This is a genomic window from Achromobacter spanius (assembly GCF_002812705.1).
GTDB lineage: Bacteria > Pseudomonadota > Gammaproteobacteria > Burkholderiales > Burkholderiaceae_B > Achromobacter > Achromobacter spanius.
Genome location: NZ_CP025030.1, coordinates 6,251,670 through 6,270,388, shown reverse-complemented (window position 1 = coordinate 6,270,388; position 18,719 = coordinate 6,251,670). Strand labels below are relative to the sequence as shown.

The window sequence follows — 18,719 nt, the reverse complement described above, 5'->3', positions numbered from 1 at the left end:
GATGACTCCTCTTCCCTACGGTGTAGTGTTGCCGGGGTTCCGGCGGATGACAGGTTGTTTTAGACGCCCAGCAATTCGTTGAGCGTGTCCTGTTTTTCTGAAAGTTCTGCGGCTTCGAAATGTTCGACGATCTGCCCGTGCTCCATGACATAGAAGCGATCGGCCAGCGGCGCCGCGAAGCGGAAATTCTGCTCAACCATGACGATGGTGTAGCCACGCTGCTTCAGAGTCGTGATCATGCGGGCCAGCGCCTGCACGATGACGGGCGCGAGGCCTTCGGAGATTTCGTCCAGCAGCAGCAGGTTGGCGCCGGTGCGCAAGATGCGCGCCACCGCCAGCATTTGTTGTTCGCCGCCTGACAAGCGCGTGCCCGGAGAATTCCGGCGCTCTTGCAGGTTGGGGAACATGTCATAGATTTCGGCCAGCGACATGCCGCCGCCCAGCGAACCGACCACAGGCGGCAGCAGCAGGTTTTCTTCGCAAGACAGGCTGGCGAAGATGCCGCGTTCTTCGGGGCAATAGCCCACGCCCAGGTGAGCAATCTTGTAGGTGGGCAGGTCGATGGCTTCGGTGCCATGGATGCGTACCGAACCCTTGCGGGACCCGGTCAGCCCCAGGATGGCGCGCAGCGTCGTGGTGCGGCCGGCGCCATTGCGCCCCAGCAGCGTGACGACTTCGCCTTGCCCCACGCGCATATCCACGCCGTGCAGGATATGGGATTCCCCGTACCAGGCTTGCAAGCCCGAAATTTCCAGTGCCGGGGTGCTCATGCGTGCGCTCCTTGAAGTTCGCCGTCGGTGGTGCCCATGTAGGCCTGCATCACGGCGGGGTGGCGCGAGACTTCTGCGTACGAACCTTCGGCCAGCACCGAGCCGCGCGCCAGCACGGTGATGGTGTTGGCGATGGAGGACACGACGCTCATGTTGTGCTCCACCATCAGGATCGTGCGCCCGGCGCTGACGCGCTTGATCAGTTGCGTGACGCGGTGCACGTCTTCGTGCCCCATGCCCTGCGTGGGCTCGTCAAGCAGCATCAGTTCCGGTTCCATCGCCAGCGTCGTGGCGATTTCCAGCGCGCGCTTGCGGCCGTACGGCAGGTTCACCGTGGTTTCGTCCGCGAAGGCGCCCAGGTCCACCTGCTCAAGCAGCGCGCGGGCGGGCTCGTTCAACGAGGCCAGGCGCTTGTCGCTTTGCCAGAAATGGAACGACAGCCCCGTCTTGCGCTGCAGGCCGATGCGCACGTTCTCAAGCACGGTCAGGTGAGGGAACACCGCCGATATCTGGAACGAACGGATAATGCCGCGCCGCGCGATCTGCGCGGGACGTTCGCCTGTAATGTCGACGCCGTTGAACTTGATGGTTCCCGACGTAGGCGATAAAAACTTGGTAAGCAGGTTGAAGCATGTCGTCTTGCCCGCGCCGTTCGGCCCGATCAAGGCATGAATCTCGCCCCGCTTGATACGCAAATCGACCCCATTGACCGCGACGAATCCGCGGAATTCCTTGGTGAGGCCTTTTGTCTCCAGGATTGTGTCATCCATGTCCGCTGCACCAGCGTTGTATTTATATGGTCTCTGCCTGCCGTCATTGCGACAAGCCCCCGAAGGGCGGAAATCCTAATAATCTCTAGTAGTTTTCCGATGAGTTGCCGGCGAGTATGCGGACGTCCTTATCAAAATTCCATGAGGGTTTTACATAGGTTTTGCAGTGCGGAAAGGGCAATTGTCGGCAGGCCGACAATACGTGCGCCGCAAGGCGGGGAAAACCCTTTTTGACAAGCAATGCGTTGCAGCAAAAGCGCTGTGAGCGCGATCAATGCGCCGTGCATGTAGGATGGGTGAAGCGCGCAGAGCCCTACACAAAAACCCTGATATATGCCGCGCGAAACCCATCAAGCAGCGGTGGAGTCCTAAACAAATTCAGCCACGGCACAACGTCCGTGTGATGGGTTTCGCGCGAACGGCGTCACTGTTCTTGGTGCAGGTCGTGGCGCGCTACACCCATCCTACGATTCACCACGGACCCATCACGAGCCCGCCACGATACGAGCACGATTCACCACGGACCCATCACGAATCCGCCACGATTCACCAAAAACCCAACCCACCCCCAGATCACGCCGCCGTCTTCTGCTTGAATTCGCATAAATCAGAAATCCCGCATTGGGGGCACTTGGGCGTGCGTGCCACACAGATGTAGCGGCCGTGCAAAATCAGCCAGTGATGCGCATCCTGGATGTATTCGCGGGGTACGAACTTGACGAGCTTGTCTTCAACTTCCAGCACGTTCTTGCCCGGTGCGATACCGGTGCGGTTAGACACGCGGAAAATGTGCGTGTCCACCGCCATCGTGGGTTGGCCGAACGCGGTGTTGAGCACGACGTTGGCCGTCTTGCGGCCCACGCCGGGCAGCGATTCCAGCGCCTCGCGGGTTTGCGGGACTTCGCCGCCATGATGCTCAAGCAAGATCCGACAGGTGGCGATCGTGTTCTTGGCCTTGGTGCGGTACAGCCCGATGGTCTTGATGAAATCGGACAGGCCTTCTTCGCCCAGCGCCAGCAAGGCTTCAGGCGTGCCGTATTGCGGGAAGAACTTGCGCGTGGCGATGTTGACGGATTTGTCGGTGGCTTGCGCCGACAGCAGCACCGCGATCAGCAACTGGAACGGCGTGTCGTATTCCAGTTCGGTGGTTGGGTGCGGATTGGCCGCTTGCAGGCGGGCGAAGATTTCACGGCGTTTGGCTGCGTTCATGACTGCGTGGGATTGCGGCGGGCCCGGGCGCGAGCCAGCGCGGATTCAATGGCGGAGCGCTTGCGGTCTTCGCTTTGCGCGTCGTCGGTTGCCGGGGCGCTGGGGGCGGCGGGCGCTTCTGGTGCCATCAGGCGCGCATTATCTGACGCCAGGCGTTCAACGCGAGCCAGGTGGTTGCGATGGCGCTGGCGGCTGATGGTGGCATCCTGCGCGCTCCAGGCGCGTCCGGCGGGCACCATCTGAATACAGTCCACGGGACAGGGCGCCACGCACAGGTCGCAGCCGGTGCACCAGTCGGCAAGCACGGTGTGCATGTGCTTGTTGGCGCCCACGATGGCATCGACGGGGCAGGCCTGGATACACAGCGTACAGCCGATGCAGTGCGATTCATCGATGCGGGCGACCAGCAGCGGACCCGGTTCGCCACGCTCAAGATCCAGCGGCAGGGCAGGGGTTTGCAACAGCGCGGACAGCGCGGCAATGCCCTCATCCCCGCCGGGCGGGCAGCGGTTGATGGGCGCCGAGCCTTCCGCGATGGCCTCGGCATAAGGCCGACAACCGTCATAGCCGCACTTGGTACATTGCGTCTGAGGCAGCAAAGCGTCAACACGGTCCGCTAGCAAACGAGATTTCATTAATCTGCAATAAAAAACGTACGATGGCTGAAACGCGGCACCGTATAGGTGAAGCGCGGCACCGTATAGGTGAAGCGCGGCACCCGTGGGATAGGTGAAGCGTGGCACCCGTAGGATGGGTGGAGCGCGGCACCACCAAGGCAAGAACCCAATCCCCCAACGCGCGCAACCCATCAAGCAGCGCCCGCACCAAGGCAACACTAGCCCCAGCACCAACACACCCAACAAACAGCCCAACGCGCGCAACCCGTCAAACCGCGCGGGCGCCGTGGCGACTTCCGCCACAGCACCCACCCCTCTGATGAATTACGCGCGCTTGAGGCCCAAGACCAGGATCAGGGGCAGGCTTCGAGCTTGGCTAAGCCTACGCCGATTGCCGGATGAATTCGGCAATTTTAGGACAGATCATTTCGCGCCAGCGGCGGCCCGAGAAAATCCCGTAATGGCCGCAGTTCGGCGCGGTGTAGTGCGACTTGCGCTCGGCCGGAATGTTCTTGCACAGCTTGATGGCCGCGCGCGTCTGGCCCTGGCCCGAAATATCGTCCAGCTCGCCTTCAATGGTGAAGAGAGCCACCTGCTTGATATCGGCGGGACGCACGGTCTGACCGTCGACTTCCCACGTGCCGCTGGGCAGCGCGAAGTCCTGGAACACCATGCGGATCGTGTCCAGATAGAACTCGGCCGGCATGTCCAGCACGGCGTTGTATTCGTCGTAGAAGCGGCGATGCGCTTCGGCGTCGCTGTCGTCGCCACGCAGCAGATCCAGGTAGAACTCGTAATGCGACTTCATGTGGCGGTCCGGGTTCATGGCCATGAACCCGGCGTGCTGCAGAAAGCCCGGATACACCTTGCGGCCGGCGCCCGGATAGCGCGGCGGCACGGGGTGGATCACCTGGCTTTCAAACCAGGAATACGGCTTGGTCGTGGCCAGGCGATTCACCTGCGTGGGCGACTGGCGCGGGTCGATGGGGCCACCCATCATCACCATGCTGCGCGGCTGGCAGGGGTCGTTGGCGGTCGCCATCAGCGACACGGCGGCCAGCACCGGCACGGTGGGCTGGCAAACCGAAATGACGTGCACGTCCGGACCCAGGTGGCGGATGAAATCCTGCACGTAACGGACATAGTCGTTCAGGTGGAACGGTCCGGCGGACAGGGGCACCATGCGGGCGTCGACCCAATCCGTCACGTAGACGTCATGGGCGGGCAGCAGGGCGCGCACGGTGTCGCGCAGCAAGGTGGCGTGGTGGCCGGAAAGCGGCGCAACCAGCAGTACCTTCGGGTCATCCTTGTTGGCGCCGCGTACGTCGCGGTGGAAGTGCACCAGGCGGCAGAAGGGCTTGTCCAGCGCAACGGCTTCGGTCACACGGACCGATTTGCCATTGATGTCGGTGGCGGGCAGATTCCAGGCGGGCTTCTGGTATTCCTTGCCGATACGCGTCATCAACTCATACCCGGCGGCCATTTGGCGGGAAATCGGGGTGTAAGCGAGGGGGCTGTAGGGGCTGGAGAACAGCTGAGAACCGGCATCCGTGAATGCAGCGAACGGAGTCAGGAAGGCGCGCTGCATTTCGTGCAATTGGTACAGCATTTGGGAGATGTCCTTCAGGGTCGTGCGTGTGACCCGATTATTGCGCCGCAGACTAAAGATATATCCAATCAGCCTAAAGAAACTGCCACAACAACCGGGAATATGTTGCTAAAAAGAGACCCGTCATCTCGTTACGCACCAGTTTAGGGCGTTTTCAGGCCCTGCATAGAGACTAAACGGAGGATTTATGCACTACGCCGGGCAGGCTGGGATCACCAGTAATTTTCCACCGCCAGGTTGCCGGGAATGCCCCGGCGGCCGGGCTTGAAACCGCGTTCGCCCAGCAGCTTGCGAGCATCCGCCAGCATGTCGGGGTTGCCGCACAGCATGACCTTCGCCTGCGCGGGATCCAGCGGCAGCCCGGCCAATTGCTCAAGGCGGCCATCGGCGATCAGGGTGGTCAGGCGTTCCTGTGGCATGCCGGGCAGCGCTTCGCGGGTGGCGATGGGCAGGTAGACCAGCTTGTGCGGATCAGCCGCGAACAGCGGTGCCAGGTCCGGCTGCCTGCCCCAGGATTCGATTTCTTCGCGGTAGGCCAATTCCGCTTTGGTGCGCACGCCGTGCACCAGGATGATGCGGCGATAGGCGCGCCAGGTTGCGGGGTCGCGCAGGATGGAAAGATAGGCCGACAGCCCCGTGCCGGAGGCCAGCAGCCACAGGTCGCCGCCCGGCGCGAAGCGCTCAAGGGTCAGGAATCCGTAGGGGGCTTTTTCGACGTACAGCGCGTCGCCCGGTTGCAACCGCGCCATGCGCGGGCTGAACAGGCCGTCGGGGACCACGATGGAATAGAACTCCAGCCCGGACTCGTGCGGGGCGGAAACCATCGAATACGCGCGCCAGAGCGTGGGCGGACCGTCGGGATCATCGGCACTTGGCAAACCGACCCGGGCGAACTGGCCCGGCAGGAACGTATACCCGTCGTCGCGCGTCACGCGCAAAGAGAACAGCTTGTCGGGCACCCAGGTATGAACGTGGGTTACGGTCTGGCGCGTGTATTTGGAGTCGTCGGTCATCGGGGCATCGCGCGAGGCCGGCCGCCAAAGGGATGCCGGCTCTCGTGGATTATTTTTCCAGGTATTGCAGCTTGTCCTGCTTGCCGTTCCATTCGTCGGCGTCCGGCAGGGGCTTCTTGGCGCGGCTGATGCTGGCGAACTCGGGCGAGAGCTCAGCGTTCAGGGCGATGAAATTCATCTGGTCCTGCGGCACATCTTCTTCGGCGTAGATGGCATTGGCCGGGCATTCCGGGATGCAGACCGCGCAGTCGATGCATTCGTCAGGGTCGATCACGAGGAAATTCGGACCCTCACGAAAACAGTCCACCGGGCACACATCAACGCAATCGGTGTACTTGCACTTAATACAGTTTTCGGTGACAACGTGGGTCATTCAGGAACTCCGGGATCGGCGGCTTTTGTGTCTTGTTGGGCGGATTTTACCCAATGCGCGGCCGATGTGCCGGTAATACCCGTATTGACATCGTGGCCCATGGCCCTGAACCCCGCGCGCTCTATGCTATGGTGTCGCGAAACGATACGCGCAACCATGATAATCACCTCGCTGCTCGACACCGATCTGTATAAATTCAGCATGATGCAGGTGGTACTGCATCAGTTCCCCGCTGCACAGGTCGAGTACCGTTACAAGTGCCGCACCGCTGGGGCCGACCTGCGCCCCTATCTGGACGAAATCCGCGAAGAGGTGCACCAGCTTTGCCAGTTGCGCTTCACCCAGGACGAACTGGATTACCTGGGCGGCTTGCGCTTCATCAAAAGCGACTTCGTCGACTTCCTCGGCTTGTTCCACCTGCCCGAGCGCTGCATCCACATCAGCGAAGGCGATGCGCCCGGTGAGATCTCGATTGAAGTGAAAGGCCCCTGGCTGCACACGATTCTGTTCGAGATCCCGGTGCTGGCCATCGTCAACGAGGTCTACTTCCGCAACACCCGCAAGAACCCCGATTGGGAAGAAGGCCGCCAACGCCTGCAGTCCAAGATGCACCTGGTGCTGGACGACCCCGCGCTGGCCGATTTCCGCGTGGCCGAATACGGCACGCGCCGTCGTTTCTCGAAGGTCTGGCACCAGGAAGTGGTGTCCACCATGAAGGCGCAGATGGGCGAGCACTTCGCCGGTACCAGCAACGTGCTGCTGGCCAAGCAGCACGAAGTGCTGCCGCTGGGCACGATGGGCCACGAATACCTGCAAGCCTGCCAGGCGCTGGGCCCGCGCCTGCGCGATTCGCAGGTGTTCGCGCTGGAAGTCTGGGCCAAGGAATACCGTGGCGACCTGGGCATTGCCCTGTCGGACGTGTATGGCATGGATGCCTTCCTGCGCGACTTCGACATGTATTTCTGCAAGCTGTTCGACGGCGCCCGCCACGATTCCGGCGACCCCTTCGTCTGGGGCGAACGCCTGCTTGAGCACTACCGCAAGAACCGCGTGGACCCGCGCGCCAAGACGCTGGTGTTCTCGGATTCGTTGACGTTCCCGCGCGCCATCGAGCTGGCGCGCCAGTTCGCCGGGCGCTGCAAGGTGTCGTTCGGCATCGGAACCAACCTGACCAACGACCTGGGCCACGAGCCGCTGCAGATCGTCATGAAGATGGTCCGCTGCAATGGCCAGCCGGTGGCCAAGGTGTCGGACGCGCCTGAAAAGACCATGTGCGACGATCCCGCCTACCTGGCGTACTTGCGCCAGGTGTTCCAGCTCCCCCCCGCCTGAGGGCGGCTCGGGGTACATTGCTGGCTTCCTTGTTTTGATCCAACCCACCAACTTGACTCTAGGGGAATATTCATGAGCAGCATCAAGCGCTTCCACGTCGCCAAGCGCCTGTCGGACATGGCCGTGTACAACGGTGTCGCGTACCTGGCAGGCCAGGTGCCGGACGACGCCAAGCTGGACATCACCGGCCAGACCGAGCAAGTGCTCGCCACGATCGACCGCCTGCTGGCTGAAGCCGGCACCGACAAGACCAAGATCCTGATGGCCCAGATCTACGTGGCCAACATCAAGGAATTCGACGGCATGAACAAGGCCTGGGACGCTTGGGTTGCTGACGGCAATTCGCCCCCGCGCGCCACCGTCGAAGCCCGTTTGGCCAATCCCGACTTCAAGGTCGAGATCATCGTGACGGCCGCGATCTAAGCGGACCTCCGCTCGCTTGCGAAAAGCCCTTCGGCATGCCGAAGGGCTTTTTCTTGCGCGGTCACTATTGTCGATCCGGGTTTGGCGCGCCGTCAGCCTCCCGGTGTCAGCCCCCCATCAACACCGTCGCCGCCAACAGCCCGCCCAGTTCCTCGCATCGAGCCAGATCCGCCTGCGGCACCACCTTTTCGGCCCAGATCTGCTCGCCCGTCTGCGCGCCCAGGTTGACGATCAAGGCGGGCGCTACCGCCTTCAGCCGCCAGCCGGTGCAGATCCGCTCAAGCTGCCGCGCCGCGCCCGTGCCGTCGCTGCCGGCGCTGATGGCGCAGGCGTAAGGCAGCCCCTGGATGCGATCCAGCACGGCGTAGTAATTACGGTCGAAAAACTCTTTCATCTCCCCGCTCAGGCTGGCCAGGTTTTCTGGTGCGCAGAACAGATAGCCCTGGCTGGCCAGCAGGGCGTCGGCCTCGACGTCGGCCGCGCGGTGCAGCACGACGCGCAATTCGTCGGCCAGTTCCAGTTGCGCCGCGGCCGCTGACGCTCCCCGGGCGGCGGCTTCGGCCATCTGCCGCGCGGCGCCCGTACGCGAATGCCAGACGATCAGCAGTTGCTTCATGCGTAGCGTTCCAAGGTGTCTTGCCGGTAGTACGCCCGCAGCAGTGCGTGCCATTCGGGCAAGGCTTGCTGCATGGGGGCCGGGTCCACAAAAAAGTGCTCGGAGCTGACGGCGAAGAATTCCGCTTCGTCTGTGGCGGCATACGGGTCCAGCGGCAGTTGGCCGTACCAGGCGTCCGCGTCTTCGCTTTCGGGGTCCACGTCGTGCGGGATGGCGGCTTCGACGGCATCCAGGGCGGCAATGAAGCGGTCCAGGCTGTCGTCCAATACGCGACGCCACACCTGCGGCTTCAGGTCGGGGTGGGCGGCCAGCGACGGCATGCCGTCCGCCATGCCCGAACGCAGGTCCAGCTTGTGGGCGAATTCATGGATGATCACGTTGAAGCCGCCTTCGGACAACTGCGTGTCTTCCCAGGACAGCACCAGAGGGCCACCTTCCCAGGCTTCACCCGCCGCGTCCTCGATGAATTCGTGGACCACGCCGTCGTCGTCCTGGCGTGTGCGCGGAATGCGGAAGCTGGCGGGGTAAACGATGATCTCGTCCCAGCCTTCGTACAGCTCGGGTGACAGGTTCAGGATGGGCAGGCTGGCCTGGGCCGCGATCGACAGACGCATGAAGTCCGAGACCTCAAGGCCGTGCGCGCCATTGATGGTTTTGCTGGCCAGCAGCCAGGCCGACCGCGCCAGCAATTGCGCGGTTTCGTCGGCGTTCAGCGCCGCCAGGAAAGGATGGGCATCCAGCACCTGCCGCCAGAGTTGCGGCGAGATGCGGGCTTGCATCTCGGCCACTGCCGACGGGCGGGCGCCCCGGCCCTTGAGCCAGCGCAACATAAGCTTTGGTTCCTTCTATATACCGGATTTGGCGGGGGATTCAGCGTAACCAAACGCTAGTGTAGAGTGTCGGGATATCAACCTACCCACGCACGACGCCTGTGATGTCCGTCCCGCCTGTTATCGACGCGCCTTCGCCTTTCGACGCTTCCTGGCGGCAGGAGGTTGGCGCGGGTCTGGACGCTGCCGGCATTGCCTTGATCGACCAGGCCGTTACCTGGGCCATCCCGCGTTTTGAAGGGCAGCACGCCCTGACCGGCGAGCCGCTGGCAAGCCACGGCGCCGGCGTCGTCCGCATCTTGGCGGCCTTGCATACCGACGCCGCCACACGCGCCGCTGCGTTGCTGGCGGCCTTGCCTACCGACCTGATGGCGCCCGCGCCGGCTCTGCGCAACGACCCGATCGCGGCGGCGTTCGGCGCCGAAGTCGCGCGGCTGGTGCAAGGCACCCGCGCCTTGCTGCGCTTGGGCGTGGTCGCCCGGCAAGCCAGCGACGCCGAAGCCGAAACCGGTTCGCAAAAGGAAATGCAGCGCAAGATGCTGCTTGCCATGGCGGCCGACCTGCGCATCGTGTTGATGCGGCTGGCGTCCCGCCTGCGCACCTTGCGCTGGCACGCGGAAAGCAAGGCCCCGTGCTCGACCGACTTCGCCCGCGAAACGCTGGACCTGTATGCTCCGCTGGCAAACCGCCTGGGCATCTGGCAAATCAAATGGGAAATGGAAGATCTGTCTTTCCGCTTCCTGGAGCCTGACCGCTACAAGCAGATCGCCCGCTTGCTGGAAGAAAAGCGAGTCGAGCGCGAGGCCTTCATCGCCGGCGCCATCGACCGCCTGCAAACGGCGCTGACCAAGGCCGGCATCGATGCCGAAGTCAGCGGCCGGCCCAAGCACATCTACAGCATCTGGAACAAGATGCGCGTCAAGCGCCTGGATTTTTCCCAGATGTATGACCTGCGCGCCCTGCGCGTCATCGTCGACGATGTGCGCGCCTGCTACACGGCGCTGGGGCTGGTGCACGAAATGTGGACGCCCCTGTCCGACGAGTTCGACGATTACATTTCCCGGCCCAAGCCGAACGGCTATCGCTCGCTGCATACGGTGGTGACGGACGATGACGGCCGCCCCTTTGAAGTGCAGATCCGCACGCGCGAGATGCACCAGTTTGCCGAGTACGGCATGGCGGCGCATTGGCGCTACAAGGAAGCGGGCGCCAAGGGCGGCCAGGTTGCCGCGTCCAGCGAATATGACCGCCAGTTGGCGTGGATGCGGCAGTTGCTGGCCTGGAACAGCGATGTCGAAGGCGGCGGCGAGCCGGGGCAAGAACCCGGCAAACTCGACGCTGGCAAATCCGAATCCGGCAAATCCGACGCCGGCAAGACTGGTTCAGGCAAGCCTGCGTCCAGCAAGAACCGCAATGCGGTCAAGCCGCCGCCGCACACGGATGAACGCATCTACGTGCTGACGCCGCAGGCGCGCGTGATCGAGCTTCCCGCCGGCGCCACGCCGGTGGACTTCGCCTATCACCTGCATACCGACCTGGGGCACCGCTGCCGGGGCGCGCGTGTCGATGGGCAGATGGTGCCGCTGCAGACCCATCTGTCCACGGGGCAGACCGTGGAAATCATCTCGGCCAAGTCGGGCGGGCCGTCGCGTGATTGGCTGAATCCCCAACTGGGGTTTCTGGCCAGCCCGCGCGCGCGCGCCAAGGTGCGGATGTGGTTCAACGCCATTGAATTGCAGCAACGCATCACGCAAGGCCAGGCGCTGGTGGAAAAAGAACTGCAACGCCTGGGCAAGACCGCGATCAACCTTGAGCAGTTGGCGCAGAACCTGGGCTTTGCGCGCGCCGATGACTTATACGTGGCGGCGGCCAAGGAAGAATTCAGCCTGCGCCAGATCGACAGCGTATTTCAGCAGCCGGCGCCGGCCACTGAACCGCAACCCGCGGCGCTGCGCCATGCCAGTGCCGGCAGCGCCGAGAAAAGCGGCAAGAGCGGTGTGCTGGTGGTGGGTGTGGGGTCTTTGCTGACGCAGTTGGCGCGTTGCTGCCGCCCCGCGCCGCCCGATGCCATCGCCGGCTTTGTCACCCGTGGCCGTGGCGTGTCCATCCACCGTAGCGACTGCCATAGCTATCTGGCGCTGGCCGCGCGCGAGCCCGAACGGGTCATCGACGTGGCGTGGGGCGAAACGTCAGACACCTTCTATCCGGTGGATATCAGCGTGCGCGCGCACGACCGCCCCGGCCTGTTGCGCGACCTGTCCGAAGTGTTCGCGCGCTTGCGCCTGAACGTGGTGGGCGTGAACACGCAAAGCAAGCAGTCGCTGGCTCATATGGTGTTCACGGTGGAAGTGCGCGGGGGCGAATCGCTGACCCGGGCGCTGGATGCGCTGGCCGAAGTGGCGGGCGTGTCGTCGGCGTCGCGCCGATAGGGCTTGCTGATTAACCTTACCCCTGGGCCGGGCGGCCGCAGGGGGGCAAGGTTTAGTGCGCTGGCTTTAGTGGTCCAGATTGTCGTGCGCGCGGTCGCGCATGAAGAACGACGCAATCAGGCCCAGCGCCACACCGAACATCACGTAGTAGGCGGGCGCCATGGGCGAGCCGGTGGTCTTGATCAGCCACGTCACGATGAACTGCGCGAAGCCGCCGAAGATCATCACGGCTACGTTATAGGCCAGGGACAGGCCGACGGACCGCACGCGCGCCGGGAACAATTCCGCCATCACCGTGCTGAACACGCCGAAGAAGGCCGACACGAAGAAGCAGACCACGATCTGCACCGTCAGCAGGCGGCCGATCGACGGCGCGTCCGACAGCCAGTAGTACAGCGGGTACAGCACGATCAGATAGCCGATCAGCGAACTGATCACCAATGGACGGCGGCCGATACGGTCGGACCACGCGCCCATGAACGGCGTCATCAGCACCATCAGCGCCGCGCCCGCCATCTGCACCATGAAGGTTTCCTTCATCGGCAGCTTCAGGATCTGCGTGGAATACGTCACCAGGTACGTGAAGGTGATGTAGATGGACACCGTGGCGGTCACGACCAGGCCCACGCCAATCATCGTTTCGCGGGTGTGGGTCTTGATCATCTGAACGAGGCTCAGGCGCTTCACTTCACCGCGCGCGGCCGCCTGGCGGTCTTCTTCCTGCATCTGCTTGAAGACTTCGGTTTCGTCGATGTTCCGGCGGATATAGATCGCGATGGGAACAATCACCAGGCCAAACGCGAACGGCAGGCGCCAGGCCCAGTCCGCAATCTGTTGCTGCGTGAAGAACTCGGTGATCAGCGTGCCGCAGGCCGCGCCGATCAGCAGGGCCAGCATCTGGCCGGCCATCTGCCACGACCCGTAGAAGCCGCGCTTGCCGTTGGGCGCCATTTCAATCAGCAGCGCCGTGGACGTGCCGAATTCCCCGCCCGCCGAAAAGCCCTGCAACAGGCGCGCGATCAGGATGAAGATGGGGGCCAGGATGCCGGCCGCGTGGTAGGTGGGGGCCACCGTGATCAGCGCAATGGACACGGCCATCAGCGACGTCACCATCACCATGGCGGCTTTACGGCCCTTCTTGTCGCCGTACAGGCCCAGGATGATGCCGCCCACCGGGCGCATGAAAAAGCCGACGCCGAAGATGGCCGTCGTCATCAGGATGGCATTGAGCTCGCTGCCGGGCAGGTTGGGGTCGGTGGGGAAAAAGAGCTTCGCGATGATCGGCGTCATGAACGCGAACACCAGGAAGTCATACCATTCGAGGGCGTTGCCTATGACTGCGGCCACGATGTTGCGTGTGGGGACTGCTTTGTGCTGCACGGTTTCTCCTTGGGGGGCTGACTTCAATCCGGGCGACATTCTAGGCGCTTAACCCGTGAACAGTGTCGGGCGCCGTCCGAGACATGGGCGCTTCCCGGCTTTACACTTCTGTTTTTCCCAAAAAGAGAAGTGACATGAATGCGCGCACCTGGCTGGAAACGCTGGTCGGTTTCGATACCACCAGCCGCAATTCCAATCTTGCCCTGATCGAAACCGTTCGCGATTGGCTCAAGGGCCAGGGCGTAGACGCATGGCTGTCGCACAACCCCGAGCGCACCAAGGCCAACCTGTTTGCCACGCTGCCGGGGCAAGACGGCGGCCAGCAGGGCGGCATCGTCCTGTCGGGCCACACCGACGTGGTGCCCGTGGATGGCCAGGACTGGAGCACGGATCCGTTCAAGCTCGTTGAAAAAGACGGGCTGCTCTATGGGCGCGGCGCCTGCGACATGAAGGGCTTCATCGCCGGTTCGCTGGCGCTGGTGCCGGAATTCCTGGCCATGCCGCGCAAGAAACCGATCCACCTGGCGTTCTCGTACGACGAAGAAGTGGGCTGCGCCGGGGCGCCGTACATGCTGGCCGACCTGCTGGAACGCGGCATCCGGCCCGAAGGCTGCGTGGTGGGTGAACCCACCGGCATGCAGGTGGTGGTGGCGCACAAGGGCATCAACCTGTTCCGCTGCAAGGTGCACGGCAAGGCGGCGCACTCGTCGCTGACCCCGCGCGGCTGCAACGCCATTGAATACGCCGCCCGCCTGATCTGCCGCATTCGCGACCTGGCCGACAGCTTCAAGGCCAATGGTCCGTACGACCAGTTCTACGACGTGCCGTTCTCCACGATGACCACCAACCAGATCCGTGGCGGCATTGCGGTCAACACCATCCCCGAACTCTGTGAATTCACCTATGAATTCCGCAATCTGCCGGGCATGCAACCCGACCAGATCCAGGCAGAAGTCGAAAAATACGTGCGCGATGAGCTGTTGCCGCGCATGAAGGCCGAATTCGACGGGGCCACCATCGAAATTGAAACGGGCGCTGCCGCGCCAGCGCTGGAAGCCTCGGAAGAAGCCGCCATTACCCAGTTGGTGCGCGCGCTGACTGAAGACCGCAGCACCCGCAAGGTGGCCTACGGCACCGAAGCCGGTTTGTTCCAGGGCATCGGCATTCCCACCGTGGTCTGCGGCCCCGGCCATATCGAACAGGCCCACAAGCCCGATGAATTTGTGGCGGTGGATCAAATGGCGTCGTGCGAGACCTTCCTGCGCCGCCTGGGCCAGTCGCTCTAAGTGTTTGTCGAGCCAAGTCGGGGACGGGTTCTCCGGCCCCGGCTTGGCTCGGGTCAGGTAAAATGACGGGTTGCAAACCGGATTTGCGGCCGGCAGTGGCTTGCCGTGATACCGGGGGAGATGCTTGGTGAAACCTTACGACTTTCCGGATGCCAAGGGCCATTTCGGTCCCTATGGCGGTGTTTTCGTGGCGGAAACGCTGATGCACGCGCTCGACGAGCTGCGGGCTGCCTATGACCATTACCGTGTCGATCCCGCCTTCCTGGAAGAGTTCAACTACGAACTCAAGCACTTTGTCGGCCGGCCCAGCCCGGTCTACCACGCCCGCCGCTGGTCGGAAATGCTGGGCGGCGCACAGATCTGGTTCAAGCGCGAAGACCTGAACCACACCGGCGCGCACAAGGTCAACAACTGCATCGGCCAGGCGCTGCTGGCCAAGCGCATGGGCAAGCCCCGCGTCATCGCCGAAACCGGCGCCGGCCAGCACGGCGTGGCCACGGCAACGGTGGCGGCCCGCTACGGCATGGAATGCGTGGTCTACATGGGTAGCGAAGACATCCGCCGCCAGGCGTCCAACGTCTATCGCATGAAGCTGCTGGGCGCCACGGTCGTACCCGTCACGTCCGGTTCGCGCACCCTGAAAGACGCGCTGAACGAAGCCATGCGCGACTGGGTCACCAACATCGAAAACACGTTCTACATCATCGGCACGGTAGCGGGTCCTGACCCCTATCCCCGCATGGTGCGCGACTTCCAAACCGTCATCGGCAACGAATGCCTGACGCAAATGCCCGAAGTCATTGGCCGCCAGCCCGACTATGTCGTGGCCGCAGTGGGTGGCGGTTCCAACGCCATGGGCATCTTCCATCCCTATATTCCCTACGAAAACGTACGCCTGATCGGCGTCGAAGCCGCGGGCGAGGGCATGGAAAGCGGCAAGCACGCCGCATCGCTGGCGGCGGGCCAAGTGGGCGTGCTGCACGGCAACCGCACCTACGTCATGCAGAACGCCGACGGCCAGGTGCAAGAAACCCATTCCGTCTCGGCAGGCCTGGACTATCCCGGCGTTGGTCCCGAGCACGCCTGGCTGAAGGACTCCGGCCGCGCGGAATACGCGGGGATCACCGACGATGAAGCCTTGAAGGCCTTCCACGACTGCTGCCGCATCGAAGGCATCATGCCGGCGCTGGAGTCGTCGCACGCCATCGCTCAAGCCGTGAAGATGGCCACCACGCTGCCGCGTGACGCTGTCATCCTGGTCAATTTGTCGGGCCGCGGCGACAAAGACATGCATACCGTCGCCGAACGTGCCGGTATCGAGCTCTAACAACATGACAACTCGCATTGATCGTATCGCTGCGGCCTTCGCTCGCACCGCCGAATCCGGCCGTGCAGCGGCGCTGATTCCCTACATCGCGGCCGGCGATCCTTCGCCCGCCGCCACGGTGGCCCTGATGCACGCGCTGGTCGAAGCCGGCGCCGACGTCCTCGAACTGGGGGTGCCGTTCTCTGACCCCATGGCCGATGGCCCCGTGATCCAACGCGCGGCCGATCGCGCCATTGCCCAAGGCGTGGGTCTTGCCCGCGTGTTGGAACTGGTGGCCGAATTCCGTCAGCGTGATACCGAAACCCCGGTGGTGTTGATGGGCTACGCCAATCCCATCGAACGCATGGGCCAGTCCGAATTCGCCGCCAACGCCGAACGCGCGGGCGTGGATGGCGTGCTGGTCGTGGACTATCCGCCGGAAGAAGTCATCGAATTCGCGGCTACGCTGGGCGCGCACGGCATTGCCCCGATTTTTCTCTTGGCCCCCACCTCAACCGAGGATCGGATCAAGGCGGTGGCGCAAGTGGCGCGCGGCTATGTGTATTACGTGTCGCTCAAGGGCGTCACGGGCGCGGGCTCCTTGAATACCGACGACGTCGCCGAGCGCGTGGCCGTCATTCGCCGCCACATGGGCAGCATTCCCGTCGGCGTGGGCTTCGGCATCCGCGACGCTGAAAGCGCCCAGCGCGTGGCGCGCGTGGCCGACGCGGTGGTCATTGGCAGCAAACTGATTGAAACGATGGAGCAGGCGGTGGCGGACGCCCCGGCTGCCCAGCAAACCAACGCCGCAGTCACCGCCGCCAGCGGCTGGCTGCGCACCATCCGGCAAGCGCTGGATCAAGTAAAACGAGACGGCGCGTCGGCCTGAGCGGCCGTGCGCGACCTCTAACGGGATGAAAAATCAATGAGCTGGATCGAAAAACTCCTGCCTCCTCGCATCAATAAAAACAGCGACAGCGGCGCCCGCCGCGTCCCGGAAGGCCTGTGGGTGAAATGCCCGTCGTGCGAATCGGTGCTGTACAGCGAAGACCTGGCCGCCAACCTGCACGTGTGCCCCAAGTGCGATCACCACATGCGTATTGGCGCCCGCGCCCGCATCGATTCACTGCTGGATATGGAAGGCCGGGTTGAAATTGGCCAGAACACGCGGTCCGTGGATACGCTGAAGTTCAAGGACACCCGCAAGTATCCCGAGCGCCTGCAAGAGGCCGTCAAGCAAACCGGTGAGTCCGACGCGCTGGTGGTCATGAGCGGTTCCATTCGCGGCGTGCCGGCCACCCTGGCCTGCTTCGAATTCGAGTTCATGGGCGGGTCGATGGGTTCGGTCGTGGGCGAACGCTTCGCGCGTGGCGCCCAGGCTGCCCTGGACAACAAAACGTCGTTCATCTGCGTGGCCGCTTCCGGTGGCGCGCGCATGCAGGAGAGCCTGCTGTCGCTGATGCAGATGGCCAAGACGAATGCCATGCTGACCCGCCTGTCGGCGGCCGGCTTGCCGTTCATCAGCGTGCTGACTGACCCCACCATGGGCGGCGTATCGGCCAGCTTCGCCTTCATGGGCGATGTCGTTATTGCCGAGCCCAAGGCGCTGATCGGCTTTGCCGGCCCGCGCGTGATCGAGCAGACGGTGCGCGAGAAACTGCCCGAAGGCTTCCAGCGTTCGGAGTTCCTGCTGCAAAAGGGTGCGATTGATATGGTGGTTGATCGCCGCCAACTGCGCGAGGAAATCGCGCGCTTGCTCGCCTTGCTGACGAATCAGCCGGCAGATGTCGTGACGGCCTGATCCGCCGCGCACGTGTCGTTTGCAAGCGTGCCAGCCCCAGTGCAATAAAAAATGCCGTCGTCAGCGTAGCTTGCGACGGCATTTTCATTCAGCGGGGCGTGGGGTTTGTGACGCGGCTTACCGGATCTCGTTTCGATTGTGACTGCGCTTTTCGGAACAGTGTTTTCCACCACGATTATGTTGCCTTATTGCGACAGAGCTAAAGCCATCTGGCCCGTATTTTGCTATGTTGCCGGTTAGTCCAAGATATCCACGGAGTTAGCTTCATGCTGTCGACCAAAAAGAAATTGCTCACACGCCTTGTCGGTTTGGCATTGGCTGGCGCGGCCACGTTGGCCAGCGCCCAATCCTCGGAAGGCACGCAGGGTGGCGTGAGCCTGCATTACGGCATCGGTGACCATTACAAGCGCCTGACCTTGAACTACGAAACCCCGTCGGTCTGGACGTACCATTTCGGCGGCAATTGGGGGCGCCTGGATCTCACGCCCGAGATCGGCGCGTCGTACTGGCAGGCTGATGGCTCGCGTTCGCCGGGGCACGTCTGGCAACTGAACGCGATCCCCATGTTCCGTTGGTGGACGGGCGAGCGCTTCTACCTTGAAGCCGGTATCGGCGCCACCTTGTTCTCCAGCACGCGCTTTGCCGACGAGAACATCAGCACCGCCTTCCAATTTGGCGACCACGTCGGCTTGGGCTTTTTGGTGACCCCGAACAACCGGATCGGCCTGCGTTACTCGCACTTCTCCAACGCCAGCATCAAGCGGCCCAACCCCGGCCTGGACGTGGTGCAGTTGACCTACACGTATCAGTTCTGACCGTTTTGCTTCTGCGCTGCGCAGCACGTGAAAAACCCTCGTCGCCGAGGGTTTTTTTTCGTCCTGCGTTTGCATAAAGGCATCGATAGGCCTGCGACAGGCAAAAAAAGACCGCCCGTTTTAACGGGCGGCCTCTTGTC

The 18,719-nt window shown here is 63.1% G+C and carries 18 protein-coding genes; 8 read left to right on the top strand and 10 right to left on the bottom strand.

All coding sequences use genetic code 11. The features are described 5' to 3' along the window. Positions 1–59: 59 nt before the first annotated feature. The 7 genes from CVS48_RS28470 to fdxA all read right to left on the bottom strand — a co-directional run bounded on the left by CVS48_RS28470 (position 60) and on the right by fdxA (position 6,361). Positions 60–770, bottom strand: coding sequence for an ABC transporter ATP-binding protein (locus CVS48_RS28470; RefSeq protein ID WP_006223796.1), 711 nt, complete (start codon positions 768–770; stop codon positions 60–62). Then, positions 767–1,540, bottom strand: coding sequence for an ABC transporter ATP-binding protein (locus CVS48_RS28465; protein ID WP_100857348.1), 774 nt, complete (start codon positions 1,538–1,540; stop codon positions 767–769). Before CVS48_RS28465 ends, CVS48_RS28470 begins: the two co-directional genes overlap by 4 nt. Positions 1,541–2,113: 573 nt before the next feature. After that, a complete protein-coding gene (nth, locus tag CVS48_RS28460; protein ID WP_100857347.1) occupies positions 2,114–2,749 on the bottom strand; it encodes an endonuclease III in 636 nt (211 codons plus the stop codon). Beyond that, positions 2,746–3,558 (bottom strand): electron transport complex subunit RsxB, encoded by an 813-nt coding sequence (gene rsxB / locus CVS48_RS28455; protein WP_279629477.1) that lies wholly within the window; start codon positions 3,556–3,558, stop codon positions 2,746–2,748. Before rsxB ends, nth begins: the two co-directional genes overlap by 4 nt. Before the next feature lie 190 nt (positions 3,559–3,748). Continuing rightward, the gene (locus tag CVS48_RS28450) at positions 3,749–4,975 is read right to left on the bottom strand and encodes a polyhydroxyalkanoate depolymerase (protein WP_100857345.1); all 1,227 of its coding nucleotides are present in this window, start codon (positions 4,973–4,975) and stop codon (positions 3,749–3,751) included. Between the two features lie 212 nt (positions 4,976–5,187). Then, positions 5,188–5,988, bottom strand: a complete 801-nt coding sequence (locus CVS48_RS28445) for a ferredoxin--NADP reductase (protein ID WP_100857344.1) — start codon at positions 5,986–5,988, stop codon at positions 5,188–5,190. A 49-nt stretch (positions 5,989–6,037) separates the two neighbouring features. Continuing rightward, the gene (fdxA, locus tag CVS48_RS28440) at positions 6,038–6,361 is read right to left on the bottom strand and encodes a ferredoxin FdxA (protein WP_013392198.1); all 324 of its coding nucleotides are present in this window, start codon (positions 6,359–6,361) and stop codon (positions 6,038–6,040) included. A gap of 123 nt (positions 6,362–6,484) precedes the next feature. Between fdxA and pncB the strand changes: the two genes are divergently transcribed. Next, a complete protein-coding gene (pncB, locus tag CVS48_RS28435; protein WP_100857897.1) occupies positions 6,485–7,693 on the top strand; it encodes a nicotinate phosphoribosyltransferase in 1,209 nt (402 codons plus the stop codon). Positions 7,694–7,765: 72 nt separating this feature from the next. Next, positions 7,766–8,116, top strand: coding sequence for a RidA family protein (locus CVS48_RS28430; protein WP_006218017.1), 351 nt, complete (start codon positions 7,766–7,768; stop codon positions 8,114–8,116). Between the two features lie 106 nt (positions 8,117–8,222). Here CVS48_RS28430 and CVS48_RS28425 read toward each other — a convergent pair whose 3' ends face one another. Together CVS48_RS28425 and CVS48_RS28420 are read right to left on the bottom strand one after the other, a co-directional pair. Continuing rightward, a complete protein-coding gene (locus tag CVS48_RS28425) occupies positions 8,223–8,732 on the bottom strand; it encodes an NAD(P)H-dependent oxidoreductase (protein ID WP_100857343.1) in 510 nt (169 codons plus the stop codon). Beyond that, on the bottom strand, positions 8,729–9,562 hold the full coding sequence (locus tag CVS48_RS28420) for a M90 family metallopeptidase (protein WP_100857342.1): 834 nt from the start codon (positions 9,560–9,562) through the stop codon (positions 8,729–8,731). Before CVS48_RS28420 ends, CVS48_RS28425 begins: the two co-directional genes overlap by 4 nt. A 104-nt stretch (positions 9,563–9,666) precedes the next feature. Here CVS48_RS28420 and CVS48_RS28415 point away from each other — a divergent pair, with 104 nt between their 5' ends. Further along, positions 9,667–11,991 carry a RelA/SpoT family protein gene (locus tag CVS48_RS28415; RefSeq protein ID WP_100857341.1) on the top strand — a complete coding sequence of 775 codons (2,325 nt, stop codon included), beginning with the start codon at positions 9,667–9,669 and terminating at the stop codon, positions 11,989–11,991. A gap of 66 nt (positions 11,992–12,057) precedes the next feature. Here the strand turns inward: CVS48_RS28415 and CVS48_RS28410 are convergent, their stop codons facing one another. Beyond that, positions 12,058–13,371 (bottom strand): MFS transporter, encoded by a 1,314-nt coding sequence (locus CVS48_RS28410; RefSeq protein WP_100857340.1) that lies wholly within the window; start codon positions 13,369–13,371, stop codon positions 12,058–12,060. Between the two features lie 134 nt (positions 13,372–13,505). Here CVS48_RS28410 and argE point away from each other — a divergent pair, with 134 nt between their 5' ends. The 5 genes from argE to CVS48_RS28385 all read left to right on the top strand — a co-directional run bounded on the left by argE (position 13,506) and on the right by CVS48_RS28385 (position 18,579). Further along, positions 13,506–14,657 carry an acetylornithine deacetylase gene (gene argE / locus CVS48_RS28405; protein WP_100857339.1) on the top strand — a complete coding sequence of 384 codons (1,152 nt, stop codon included), beginning with the start codon at positions 13,506–13,508 and terminating at the stop codon, positions 14,655–14,657. Between the two features lie 127 nt (positions 14,658–14,784). Continuing rightward, positions 14,785–15,984, top strand: a complete 1,200-nt coding sequence (gene trpB, locus CVS48_RS28400; RefSeq protein WP_100857896.1) for a tryptophan synthase subunit beta — start codon at positions 14,785–14,787, stop codon at positions 15,982–15,984. A gap of 4 nt (positions 15,985–15,988) precedes the next feature. Beyond that, complete coding sequence (gene trpA, locus CVS48_RS28395) at positions 15,989–16,852, top strand: tryptophan synthase subunit alpha (protein WP_100857338.1); 864 nt, start codon at positions 15,989–15,991, stop codon at positions 16,850–16,852. A gap of 36 nt (positions 16,853–16,888) precedes the next feature. Beyond that, complete coding sequence (gene accD / locus CVS48_RS28390; protein ID WP_100857337.1) at positions 16,889–17,764, top strand: acetyl-CoA carboxylase, carboxyltransferase subunit beta; 876 nt, start codon at positions 16,889–16,891, stop codon at positions 17,762–17,764. Between the two features lie 266 nt (positions 17,765–18,030). Continuing rightward, positions 18,031–18,579, top strand: coding sequence for an acyloxyacyl hydrolase (locus tag CVS48_RS28385; protein WP_100857336.1), 549 nt, complete (start codon positions 18,031–18,033; stop codon positions 18,577–18,579). Positions 18,580–18,719: the final 140 nt, after the last annotated feature.